Genomic DNA, 11736 nt, shown 5'->3' with positions numbered 1-11736 from the left:
ATGTCGAGCAATGTTGCAGACGTGGAGCGGAGCACCCGGTGACTGACTCGACCATCATCTACACGCACACCGACGAGGCCCCGGCCCTGGCGACGTATTCCTTCCTGCCGGTGGTCCAGGCGTACGCCTCGCAGGCGGGTGTCGCGGTCCAGACGCGGGACATCTCGCTGGCCGGACGCATCATCGCCGTGTTCCCGGAGTACCTCACCGAGGACCAGCGGATCCCGGACGCGCTGACCGAGCTCGGCGAGCTGGCGAAGACGCCCGAGGCCAACATCATCAAGCTGCCGAACATCTCGGCGTCGATCCCGCAGCTCAAGGCGGCGATCGCGGAGCTCCAGGGCCAGGGCTACGCACTGCCGGCCTACCCGGACGACCCGAAGACCGACGAGGAGCGGGACGTCCAGGCCCGTTACGACAAGGTCAAGGGCTCCGCCGTGAACCCGGTCCTGCGCGAGGGCAACTCCGACCGCCGCGCCCCCGCGTCGGTCAAGAACTACGCGAAGACGCACCCGCACCGCATGGGCGCCTGGTCCTCCGAGTCGAAGACCGCCGTCGCCACCATGGGCGTGGACGACTTCCGCTCCACCGAGAAGTCGGTCGTGATCTCCGAGGCCGGCGCCCTGCGGATCGAGCTGGTCGGCGACGACGGCACCACCAAGGTCCTGCGCGAGTCGGTACCGGTCCTCGAGGGCGAGGTCGTCGACGCCTCCGTGCTGCACGTCGCGCCGCTGCGCGAGTTCCTCACCGCCCAGATCGCCAGGGCCAAAGCCGAGGGCGTGCTGTTCTCGGTCCACCTGAAGGCCACGATGATGAAGGTCTCCGACCCGATCATCTTCGGTCACGTGGTCCGCGCGTTCTTCCCGAAGACCTTCGCGCAGTACGGCCAGGCCCTCGCCGCGGCCGGCCTGACCCCGAACGACGGCCTGGGCGGCATCTACAAGGGCCTGGAGTCCCTCCCGGAGGGCGCCGAGATCAAGGCCTCCTTCGACGCCGAGCTCGCCGAGGGCCCGGCCCTGGCGATGGTCGACTCCGACAAGGGCATCACCAACCTGCACGTGCCGTCCGACGTCATCGTCGACGCCTCGATGCCGGCCATGATCCGCACCTCCGGCCACATGTGGGGCCCGGACGGCCAGGAGGCCGACACCCTCGCGGTGCTGCCGGACTCCTCGTACGCCGGCGTCTACCAGGCCGTGATCGAGGACTGCCGCGCCCACGGCGCCTACGACCCGTCGACCATGGGCTCCGTCCCGAACGTCGGCCTCATGGCGCAGAAGGCCGAGGAGTACGGCTCCCACGACAAGACCTTCGAGATCCCGACCACCGGCACGGTCCGCCTCGTCGACCAGGCCGGCAACGCGGTGATCGAGCAGACGGTCTCGGCCGGCGACATCTTCCGCGCCTGCCAGACCAAGGACGCGCCGATCAAGGACTGGGTGAAGCTGGCCGTCACCCGCGCCCGCGCCACCGGCGACCCGGCCGTGTTCTGGCTGGACGAGACCCGTGCGCACGACGCCAACCTCATCGCCAAGGTCAACGCCTACCTGGCGGAGCACGACACCGAGGGCCTGGACATCCGCGTCCTCGCCCCGGTCGACGCCACGAAGCTGTCGGTGGAGCGCATCCGCCGCGGCGAGAACACCATCTCGGTGACCGGCAACGTGCTGCGCGACTACCTGACCGACCTCTTCCCCATCCTGGAGCTGGGCACCAGCGCCAAGATGCTGTCGGTCGTCCCACTGATGGCGGGTGGCGGCCTGTTCGAGACGGGCGCCGGCGGCTCCGCGCCCAAGCACGTCCAGCAGCTGGTCAAGGAGAACTACCTGCGCTGGGACTCCCTCGGTGAGTTCTTCGCTCTGGTCCCGTCCCTCGAGCAGTGCGCGACGGCCACCGACAACCCGAAGGCCAAGGTCCTCGCCGACACCCTCGACCGCGCCACGGCGACCTTCCTCAACGAGGACAAGTCCCCGACCCGTCGCGTCGGCGGCATCGACAACCGCGGCAGCCACTTCTTCCTGTCCCTGTACTGGGCGCAGGAACTGGCCGCGCAGACCGACGACGCCGACCTGGCGAAGGCCTTCGCGCCGCTCGCCGAGACCCTGGCCTCGAACGAGCAGACGATCATCGACGAGCTGAACGCCGTCCAGGGCGAGCCGGCCGACATCGGCGGCTACTACCAGCCCGACCCGGCCAAGGCGGCGGCGATCATGCGGCCGTCGGCCACCTGGAACGAGGCCCTCGCCTCGCTGAGCTGACGCACGCGGCCGTGAGCCGCATCCGCATCCGTACGGCAGCACGCCGCGCCCCGACCGGTTCCGACCGGCCGGGGCGCGGTGCGTCCGGCGCTCCCGGTCCGGTGCTCACCAGTCCCGGGGGGCGATCAGCTCCTCCACGTCCGCGTCCGCGAAGCCGTAGGCTTCGGCGACGAACCGGAAGTCCCCTGCTATCTCTTCCCGGGCCACGGTCTCGATCTCGCTGCCGGCCTCCCAGAAGGCGTCCTGCAGGGCGTTGAACTCCTCGGTGGCGGCGTGAGTGAGCGCGTACAGCGCGTCGAGTCCGGCGGGCCGCTCCGCCTCGACGCGCCCGCACAGCCGCAGCAGGATCTCCCGGCCCCGGTCGACCAGAGCGTCCGGGTAGTAGTCGTCCCGGTACAGCGTCTTGAGGAACGCGTGCTCCGTGACCTGCTCGTTCGTCGGTGCCATGCCGCTTCCCCGCCCTGTTCGCCGTCGTGCTGTGATGGCGTCACCGATCATGCACCATCGCACTGACAACGCCCCCGGAGCCGCGAGATGACCTGTGACGCACCGTCCTTCTCCTTCCTGCCCGGCGCCGACGCGTCGCCGGTGATCCTCCATGTGCCGCACTCGGCGAGGGAGATACCGGCCGAGGTGCGCAAAGGGATCGTGCTCGACGACGGGGCGCTGGAGCGCGAGCTGGACCACATCACCGACGCGCACACCGCGCGGATCGCCGCGGAGGCGGCCCGGCTGGCGGGAGAGGCGCCCTGGCGGTTCGTGAACCGGCTGTCGCGCCTGGTCGTCGACCCGGAGCGGTTCCCGGACGAGCGAGAGGAGATGCGGGCCGTCGGCATGGGCGCCGTCTACACCCGGACCACGCACCGCGAGCCGCTGCGGCACGAGGACACCGACCCCGAGCCGCTGCTCGCCCGCTACTTCCGGCCGTACGCCCGGGCCATGGCCGACGCGGTCGGCGAACGGCTCGCGGCCGTCGGACGGGTCGTCGTCGTCGACGTGCACTCGTACCCGGCCGCGCCGCTCCCCTACGAGCTGCACGGCGACGGGCAGCGGCCGGCGGTGTGCCTGGGCACCGACGGCTTCCACACCCCGCCGGAACTGGCGGCGGCCGCGCGGACCGCGTTCGGGGAGGTCGGCGACACGGGCCTCGACAGCCCGTTCGCGGGGACGTACGTACCCCTCGAGTACTACGGGAAGGACCCCCGGGTGAGCGCGCTGATGGTGGAGATCCGCCGGGACACGTACATGAGCGAGCCGGGCGGCCCGGCCGGCCCGGGACTCACCCGGCTCGCGTCGGCGCTCGCGGCTCTCGTGGACGCCGTCACCGGCTGAGCATCACCGGCTGAGCGCTACCGGACGGCCGCCCGGTACGAGCCGCACCGCGGGGCGACGGGTCTCAGGCGCGCAGCCACTCCGTGACGACCACGTCCCCGCCGGTCCGCAGCCGCAGGGCGAACGGGCCGGCGGGCGGTGCGGGGGAGGCGAAGCGGCCCAGGTCGTCGGCGGTCAGCGCGGCGCCGGCCCGGGGACCGTGCAGGACCTCGATCGACGCGGGCTGCGGCGGCATCAGCTGTCCCAGCAGCCCGTCCTCGGACACCTCGACGTCGACCGTGAGGCCGCCCGAGTGGAAGGTCAGCATCCGCGGCACGTCCACCGCGCCTCGCACCGGGACCGCGTCCACCAGCGAGTCGAAGGTCAGCTCGGCGATCCGCGCGTCGAGGTCGTACAGCGCGTAGGCCTCGACGGCGGCCCGCCGCAGGCCGGCCGGCACCGGGTCCAGGACGGCGGCGGCGTCGCGGAGTTCCTCCTCCATCCGGTCGTGGTCGAACTCCTCGTCGACGAAGGGGACGTCACCGAAGAAGTCGTCCGGCTCACCGTCGTTCGAGGGGTCCATGGGGTTCATGTGCGTGTCGTTCATGCCGTTCACCGAGCTCCCCGTGCGTCGAGTCGGGCGCGCAGCCGGCGCAGGCACCGCTGGCGCATCGGGCCGATGCTGCCCACGGCGATGCCGAGGGCGGCCGACACCTCCTGGTAGCTGGGCGGCGGCGAGGCGATCAGCACCCGCAGCAGTTGCCGGCAGCGCTCGCCGAGCGCCTCGAACTCCTGCCACAGGAACCGCACGCGCTCGCCCTGGGCGGCCGCCTCCTCGGAGTCCAGCACCGACTGCTCGGGCGTGCGGTCCTCGCTGGCCCGGTCGAGCAGGTGAGGATCGTCGGTGGGGGTCAGCCGACGCAGGCCCTTGATCACTTTCAGGCACTCGTTGCGGGCCGTGCTCGCGAGCCACGACCCCGCCTTGTGCGGCTCGCGGATCCGCCCGAGGTGCTGGGCGAAGCGGAACCAGACGGTCTGGTACACCTCGTGTCCGTCGGCCTCCGAGAGCCGGTGGGCGCGCACCACCGACCACACCAGTGGACTCAGCCCGTCCACCAGCGCCTTCCAGGCCGCCGCGTCGCCGTCGACGGCGGACTGGACGAGCGCGCCGACCTCAGTACGGTCCACCGTCCCACCCCTCGTGTACGGCCTGTCATCGTACGCCGTGGCGGGGTGCGTCCCGGACCTCATGCGGCCCTCACGCGGGACCGACCGGGACCGGCCGCCAGGTGGGCGGCAGCAGGGCCGGCACGCCGACGCCCCGCACCTCGGCGAACTCGGCGTTGCCCGCCAGCAGTTGGCGGGCCGCGGCCCGGGGGTCGGTCAGCTGGTTCGCGGTCATGTGGGCGGCGACGAGGCCGGCGGCCAGGGGAGTCGCGAAGGACGTACCGCTCCAGGACGCGAGCCCTTCGAACATCACCTGGTCCGGCTTGCCCGGGGCGGCCTGCCGCGCCTCGCTCAACACCCCGGTGTGGCGCGGGGACCGGCAGGTGCAGGAGTACGAGAAGCCGTAGCGGCAGGCGTCGTAGGTGGAGTGCTGGTAGACGTACGGGACGGGCGCGCCGAAGCCGGTGAGGGCGCTGACCAGGCGCTCACCGGGGGCGTAGGCCTTCACCCAGGGGCCGTGGTTGCTGAAGCACGCGCCGAACGCGCCGTCGCCGCGCAGCGCGCCCACCGACAGGACCGCGTCGGCGTGTTCGGGGAGGGCGGCGTAGGCGGCCGGCCAGAACGGCGCCGCACTGGCGTTGTTGCCGGCGGCCGCGACCAACAGGGTGTGCCGCGAGCGGAGTTCGTCCATGAACGCGGCGATGCCGAGCAGCCCGTCGACACGGCCGTTGGAGGTGCCCGCGGAGAGGCTGAGGATGTCGGGCCAGCCGTCCTCGACGGCGTCGAAGAGTCTGTCGCCGAACTCCGACTCCAGGATCGCGCCCGCGTCGTCGAGCGTGCCGCGCACGGTGACGTCGGTGTTCGGCGCGACGGCCGCGACCAGCCCGGCGATGAACGTGCCGTGGCCGACGTACTGCTGCAGGACGCCGTCGTCGTCGGTCTCCCTGACCTGGAGGTCGCCCCCGGTGTGCGCCAGCAGCGGGTAGGAGCGGTAGTCGTGCGTGAGGCCGGTGTCGACGACGAGGACGCCGACGGCGCGCGCCGGATCGTGGGCCGTCGCCGCAGCCCCGGGGTTGGGCGGCCCGGTGCGCGGCGCGGGCACCGGCTCGTCGCCGGGGCAGGCGTTCACCGCGATCGACACCACGTGGTTGCGGCTGACCAGCCGGCGGCCCGCGCGCGCCTCCGTCTCGCGCAGCGCGCGCAACGCCCCCGCGACGGCGTGGTCGGCGGCGCGGCCGCCCTCGCCCGGATCGCCGACCCGGATGCGGGTGACGCCCGACCGGTTGGCCTGCGGGCCAGCGCGGCGCACATGGTCCGGGACGAGGCCCTCGGTCGCGGTGAAGTGCGTGCGGACGGCGTCCTCGACGACCTGCGCCTCCTCGCCGTCACGGGCCAGGACGACGCCCTTCTCGTAGATGAACTCGGCGGAGTCGTCCGGTCCCATCGCCAACGGGACTCCGGGCAGCGAACGCTGGATCTGGTCGAACTGCTCGTGGAAACGCTGCGGTGCCATGGCATGTCCTCCCCTGCAAGCCGGTGGTCGTCAGAGTGACCCGCGAGGCGGTCGTCTGATACAGGCGTGCGACGGCGGTCGGGGGCAGTGCCGTTGCGGCCGTGCGCCCCTTCGCCGCGAACCGGTGTGGTGTGCGGCCCCGAGCACTACCATCCCTGGGGTGACAGCGGGAAACGACTCGGTTCTCGAACTGCTGCCGATGGTCTTCGCCGCCCCGGGCGACGCGTTGTCGCGGGCGGAGGAAATGCTCGACACCGATCCGACGCCGTTGCACGCTTCGATCGCCCACCAGGTGATCGGCATCTGGCAGCGGGACTGGGGGGACGTCCGTCTCGCCCTCGACCATCTGCGTCGCGCCCGGGACCTCGCGGCCCGCTCGGACTCGGCCGAGCGCGAGGCGGACGTCCTCGGCACGCTCGGCGTGGCGCTGGTGCACGCGGGCCGCACGAGGCAGGGGATGGCCGCGTTCGAGCGGGGCGTCGCCCGGGGCACGGGCCACACCCGCGCGCGCGTGCTTTACCGGCGGGCCTACTCCCTGTGGGTGCTCGGCCGGCATCGTGAGGCGCTGGAGGACGTCCGCCGGGCGATACCGGTGCTGCGCCAGGCGGACGACGTCATCTGGACGGCACGCGCCCGCACCCTGCGCGCCACCGTGCACCTGGCCCTCGGCGCGGTGGAGCGGGCCGAGGCGGACTTCGCCGCGGCCGAGGCGCTGTGGGAGACCACCGGCCAGGAACACGACAAGGCGGACGCGGTGGAGAGCCGGGGGCTGGCCGCGTTCCACTCGGGGGACGTGCCGGCCGCGCTGCGGCTCCTCGACGAGGCACAGGAGCGCTACGCCAAGCTCGGCACACCGACGTTCATGCTCGCCATCCGGCGCTGCGAGGTCCTGATGGCGGCCGGCCTCGCCCCGGAGGCGCTGGCCGAGGCGGACACCGCGATCGGCGTGCTCGACGGGATCGGCGGGCAGTCCACCCGCAAGGCGGAGCTGCTGCTGACGGCCGCGCGGGCGGCCCGGCTGGCGGACGATCCGGCGACGGCGATCGCCCGCGCTGCGGTGGCCGAGCGGCTCTTCGCGGGACAGCGGCGCACCTGGTGGGAGGCGCATGCCCGGCTCGTGCTGATCGAGGCCCGGGCCGCGACCGGACGGCGGTCGGGCCGCCTGGTCGCGGACGCCGCACGGCTCGCCGAGCGGCTCGCGGCCTTCCAGGCGCCTGCGGCGCCTGAGGCCTGGCTGCTGGCGGGCCGGATCGCGCTGGACCTCGGCCGGGCCGCGGACGCCGAGCGGTGTCTGCGGATCGCGGCGCGCAGCCGGCGCAGCGGTCCGCCGCTGGCCCGGGTGACGGGCTGGGCGGCCCAGGCGCTGTGGGCGCGGGCCACCGGTTCCGGACGGGGGGTGCTGGAGGCCTGCCGGCGCGGCCTCGACGTGCTCGACGACCACCGCACGACGCTGGGGGCGTCTGAACTGCGGGCCCGCGCGACCGCGAGGGGCGCGGAGCTGGCGTCACTGGCCCAGCAGGTCAGCCTGGAGCGGGGCGGGCCGCGGCAGTTGCTGGCGTGGAGTGAGCGCTGGCGGGCCACGGCGCTGTCCGCGCCGCCGACCCGGCCGCCCGCCGATCCTGCGCTGCTGAGCGGACTCACCGCTTTCCGGGTGATCGCCTCGCGTGCGGAGGCCGCCCGCAGGGACGGCCGGCCGGTGCCGGCGCTGGAACGCGAACAGCGGCGTCTGGAACGGGAGATCCGCTCCCGGACGCTGCACATCCGCGGTGTCGCGCCGTGGGGCGGCGACCGGTTCGGCGGCGGCCGGTTCGACGCCGGGCGGTTCGACGCCGGGCGGCTGCTGGACCGGCTCGGCGAGGCACGGCTGGTCGAACTCGCCGTGCTGGACGGCCGGGTGCAGGTGCTGCTGTGCGGGGGCGGGCGGGTTCGCCGGTTCGCGGCCGGGCTGCTGGCCGACGCCGAGCGGGAGGCCGAGCACGTTCAGGCGGGGCTGCGCCGGCTGGCGCATCCCGGCGCGGAGGGACGGCTGCCGGTGGTGGAGGCGATGGGACGGCGGCTGGAGGAGCTGCTGCTCGGCGAGGCGGCCGGGCGGCTGGGGCCGGGGCCGGTCGTGGTGGTGCCGCCGGCCCGGTTGCACCGGGTGCCGTGGGCGCTGCTGCCCGCGCTGCGGGAGCGGGTGGTCAGCGTGTCGCCGTCGGCGAGCGGCTGGCTGCGGGCCCGGGAGACCCGGCCGCCTGCCGGCGGGCGGCAGGTCCTGGTGCGCGGGCCGGGGCTGGCCACCTGCGGGGCGGAGGTCCCGGAGGTCGCCGGGCGGTACGGCGCGCCCGTCGTGCTGGAGCACGAGGACGCCCGTGTGCCGCGCGTGCTGGCGGAGTTGGACGGGGCCGCGCTGGCGCACATCGCCGCGCACGGCACGTTCCGCGCCGACAGCCCGCTGTTCTCCTCGTTGCGCATGGCGGACGGCCCGTTGATCGTCCACGACTTCGAGCGGCTGGCCCGCAGCCCTTACCGGATCATCCTCTCCAGCTGCGACACCGCCCGGCTCGCCTCGGTCGGCGCGGACGAACTCCTCGGTCTGGTCACGGCGTTGCTGCCGCTGGGCACGGCGGGCGTGGTCGCGAGCAGCGCACCGGTCAACGACGCGGCGGTCGTTCCCCTGATGCTGGCCCTGCACGAGGGCCTGCGCCGCGGCCTGTCCCTCGCCGAGGCCCTGCGGGACGCGCGGGCCGCGCTCCCGGGGGACGCCCTCCACCAGGCGACGGGCTGGGCGTTCACGGCGTTCGGCGCCGCGTGACCGCGCCGACGTCCCCGGGCGCCCAGGGCGCCCGGGGACGGTTCACTGGCGGGTCTTGTGCGTCGCGGCGAACGCGTCGGCGGCGGCGAGGTCGAAGTCGCCGTGGTCGCTGCCGAGCCCCTGGGCGACGAGCGCGGCGGCGGCGCTGCCGAGCACGGCGGCGTCGCCCGGGGCACGGCCCAGGGCGACGCCCCGGAGGTAGCCCGCGGAGAACGCGTCGCCGCATCCGGTGGTGTCGACGACGTCGATCTCGAAGGCGGGCACCGGCTCCGCGCCGTCCGCCGTCACCACGAGCGCGCCGTCCCCGCCGCGTGTGACGGCGACGACGCCCACGCCGGCGGCCAGCAGCTTCCGGGCGCCGGTGAGCAGGTCGCTCTCGCCGGTGAAGCCGAGCACCTGGTCCTCGTTGGGCAGCAGGTGGTCGATGTGGGGCAGGGCCCCCTCGATCTGCTCGAAGCTGCCGAGGACGCCGGGGGCGAGCAGGTCCACGGAGGTCACGACGCCGTGTTCCCTGGCGTACGACAGGATGCGCGCCGCCGCGTCGACGCCGATCAGCTCCGGGCCGCCGAGGTGCAGATGGGTCGCCTCGGCGAGGGCGTCCCAGGGGACGTCGTCGGGGCCGTAGGTGATGTTCGCGCCGAGCAGGTGCAGCGAGGGACGGTCGCCGTTGGGCCGGATCGGCAGGACGCTCGCGGAGGTGGCGGTGTCGGTGCGGCGGACCAGGAAACCGGTGTCGACGCCGCCCCGCTCCAGCAGCTGGATCAGCATGTCGCCGGTCGGGTCGGAGCCGACGGCGCCCGCCGTGCGCACCTCGGCGCCCAGCTTGGCGAGGGTGAGGGCGGTGCCGCCGGCGGTTCCGGCGGCCGTCATCCGGATGTCGTCCACCAGGGTCGCGCCCTGGCCCTCGGGTATCTCCTGCACCGGCCGCACCAGTACGTCGAGTACGTGCACGCCCATCGTGACGACCTTCATCGGGCTTCCTCCTGCGCGGGTGCAACGGGGTGGGTGGCGCCGTAGTTCCGGGCGATCGCGGCCTCGACGACCGCGAGCTGCTGCTGTTCGTCGAGGACGCGCGGCCGGCCCATGGCGGCGGCACGCTGGTAGACGCCGCAGGCCCATTCGAGGAGCAGCGCGTTCTCGACCGCCTTGGCGAGGGTCGGGGCGTGGGTGAGCGCGCCGTGGTTGGCCATCAGGGCGGCGCTGCGGCCGTCGAGCGCGGTGAGCACGGACTCGGCGAGTTCGGACGTGCCGAACGTGGCGTACGGCGCGACCCGCACCGTGCCGCCGAGGGCGAGCAGCTGGTAGTGGATGCACGGCAGTTCGTCGAGCACGCAGGAGACGGCGGTGGCCATCGGGGCGTGGGTGTGGACGACCGCGCCGGCTCCGTAGCGGCGGTAGACGCCGAGGTGCAGCTCCAGTTCCGAGGTCGGCTGCAGGTCCCCGGTCACGATCCCGCCGTCCAGGTCCACCACGGTCACCTGGTCGGGGGTGAGGTCGGCGAGGACGGCGCCGGTCGCGGTGATCGCGACGCGGTCCTCGACGCGTACGCTCACGTTTCCTGCCGTGCCGATGAGGAGGCCTTCGGCCCCCAGACGCCGGCAGGCGTCCGCCACGGCGGTCCGCTCGCGGCCCGGCGTCGCGCTTGAGGCGGTCATGGGCGCGAAGGTAGCGTAAACGTGAAACAAAGTCACGTTCAGATTCGGAGGCAGTTCCTTGGTCCAGGCGACCGCGGGTCCCGACGGCGGCGTTCCCCTGCGCCGCACCCCCCGGCAGGCGCGCAGCAGGGCACGTCTGGCGCTGATGCTGGAGGCCGCCGAGCGCATCCTGGTGGCGGAGGGCGTCGAGGCGCTCACCACGACCCGGGTGGCGGCCGAGGCGAAGGTGTCGGTCGGCTCGCTGTACCAGTACCTTCCCGACCGGAACGCGATCATCGACGCTCTCGCGACCGGGTACTTCGCCCGCCTGGAGGGCGTCATGGACGGCCTGGTCCGGGCGGCGGCGCAGGAGCGGTGGGACGATCCGGTGGGCGTGCTGGTCGACACGTACGCCGAGGTGTACCGGACCGAACACGGTTTCCGCGCCCTGTGGTTCGGCAGCGGGCTCACCGAGCGGACCCGGGCCGCCGACCGCGAGCACAAGGGCCGGATGGCCGACGGGATCCGCCGCGTCCTGCGCGCCCTGGGGGTGGCCGGCGACGACGAGACCCTGGCCAGGGCGGGCCACGCGGCGATCCTCGCCGCGGACGCCCTCGCCCAGGAGGCGTTCCGCCGCGCCCCGGAGGGGGACGCGCTCCTGCTCGACGAGGCGAAGACGATGCTGCGCGCCTACCTCGCGGCGATCACCGCACGGCGCGACGGGGCGTGACGGCGCCGGAGGCGGCACGGCACGAGTGCCGACCCTCCCTGTGCACGGACTTTCTCCGCTGCGGGGGCGAAGAGTCGTCCGGGACTGGAACGTCAGGCACGACGGGGCCCGGACACGTCACCCGGTTCGAGGTCGACACGGAGTTCCGGCGGAGATATCCCGTGCAGCGGGCCGGCGTCCGGACGATTCTCGAACTGTGGCTTCCGGCACGGGGGTTGGCCGAGTCCAACGCGCACATCGTGGGCGGGATCCAGCTGGTCCACACGTTCCCGTGACACTGCCGGGGCCCCGTCCCGGCGCGGGAGGACGGGGCCGCGGCCCGCTCGGGC

General features: G+C 73.9%; 10 protein-coding genes and 1 pseudogene. 5 read left to right on the top strand and 6 right to left on the bottom strand.

The window, feature by feature from the left end; genetic code table 11:
• The first annotated feature begins 38 nt into the window (after positions 1-38).
• The gene (locus tag ACH4ZA_RS19440; protein ID WP_398430567.1) at positions 39-2258 is read left to right on the top strand and encodes an NADP-dependent isocitrate dehydrogenase; all 2220 of its coding nucleotides are present in this window, start codon (positions 39-41) and stop codon (positions 2256-2258) included.
• Between the two features lie 105 nt (positions 2259-2363).
• On the opposite strand, the gene ACH4ZA_RS19435 is transcribed toward ACH4ZA_RS19440, so the two are convergent.
• A complete protein-coding gene (locus tag ACH4ZA_RS19435) occupies positions 2364-2705 on the bottom strand; it encodes a DUF5713 family protein (protein WP_398430566.1) in 342 nt (113 codons plus the stop codon).
• An 87-nt stretch (positions 2706-2792) separates the two neighbouring features.
• Between ACH4ZA_RS19435 and ACH4ZA_RS19430 the strand changes: the two genes are divergently transcribed.
• A complete protein-coding gene (locus ACH4ZA_RS19430) occupies positions 2793-3590 on the top strand; it encodes an N-formylglutamate amidohydrolase (RefSeq protein WP_398430565.1) in 798 nt (265 codons plus the stop codon).
• 64 nt (positions 3591-3654) lie between these two features.
• Here the strand turns inward: ACH4ZA_RS19430 and ACH4ZA_RS19425 are convergent, their stop codons facing one another.
• The 3 genes from ACH4ZA_RS19425 to ACH4ZA_RS19415 are packed head-to-tail and all read right to left on the bottom strand — an operon-like array spanning position 3655 to position 6249.
• A complete protein-coding gene (locus tag ACH4ZA_RS19425; RefSeq protein ID WP_398430564.1) occupies positions 3655-4176 on the bottom strand; it encodes a hypothetical protein in 522 nt (173 codons plus the stop codon).
• 5 nt (positions 4177-4181) lie between these two features.
• The gene (locus ACH4ZA_RS19420; RefSeq protein ID WP_398430563.1) at positions 4182-4820 is read right to left on the bottom strand and encodes an RNA polymerase sigma factor; all 639 of its coding nucleotides are present in this window, start codon (positions 4818-4820) and stop codon (positions 4182-4184) included.
• Between the two features lie 7 nt (positions 4821-4827).
• Complete coding sequence (locus tag ACH4ZA_RS19415; protein WP_398430562.1) at positions 4828-6249, bottom strand: S8/S53 family peptidase; 1422 nt, start codon at positions 6247-6249, stop codon at positions 4828-4830.
• 199 nt (positions 6250-6448) lie between these two features.
• Between ACH4ZA_RS19415 and ACH4ZA_RS19410 the strand changes: the two genes are divergently transcribed.
• On the top strand, positions 6449-9043 hold the full coding sequence (locus ACH4ZA_RS19410) for a CHAT domain-containing protein (protein ID WP_398430827.1): 2595 nt from the start codon (positions 6449-6451) through the stop codon (positions 9041-9043).
• A 42-nt stretch (positions 9044-9085) separates the two neighbouring features.
• Here the strand turns inward: ACH4ZA_RS19410 and ACH4ZA_RS19405 are convergent, their stop codons facing one another.
• Together ACH4ZA_RS19405 and ACH4ZA_RS19400 are read right to left on the bottom strand one after the other, a co-directional pair.
• Positions 9086-10015, bottom strand: coding sequence for a carbohydrate kinase family protein (locus ACH4ZA_RS19405; RefSeq protein WP_398430561.1), 930 nt, complete (start codon positions 10013-10015; stop codon positions 9086-9088).
• Positions 10012-10698, bottom strand: coding sequence for a class II aldolase/adducin family protein (locus tag ACH4ZA_RS19400; RefSeq protein WP_398430560.1), 687 nt, complete (start codon positions 10696-10698; stop codon positions 10012-10014). The genes ACH4ZA_RS19405 and ACH4ZA_RS19400 overlap by 4 nt, the downstream gene beginning before the upstream one ends.
• 58 nt (positions 10699-10756) lie before the next feature.
• Here ACH4ZA_RS19400 and ACH4ZA_RS19395 point away from each other — a divergent pair, with 58 nt between their 5' ends.
• Complete coding sequence (locus ACH4ZA_RS19395; RefSeq protein ID WP_398430559.1) at positions 10757-11407, top strand: TetR family transcriptional regulator; 651 nt, start codon at positions 10757-10759, stop codon at positions 11405-11407.
• 70 nt (positions 11408-11477) lie between these two features.
• Positions 11478-11682, top strand: a pseudogene (locus tag ACH4ZA_RS19390) (hypothetical protein); the annotation flags it as partial.
• Positions 11683-11736 lie beyond the last annotated feature (54 nt).

This window comes from Streptomyces sp. NPDC020597 (assembly GCF_044335095.1).
GTDB lineage: Bacteria > Actinomycetota > Actinomycetes > Streptomycetales > Streptomycetaceae > Streptomyces.
The sequence above is the reverse complement of the archived record's forward strand: the minus strand, read 5'-3'. Positions and strand labels throughout refer to the sequence as shown.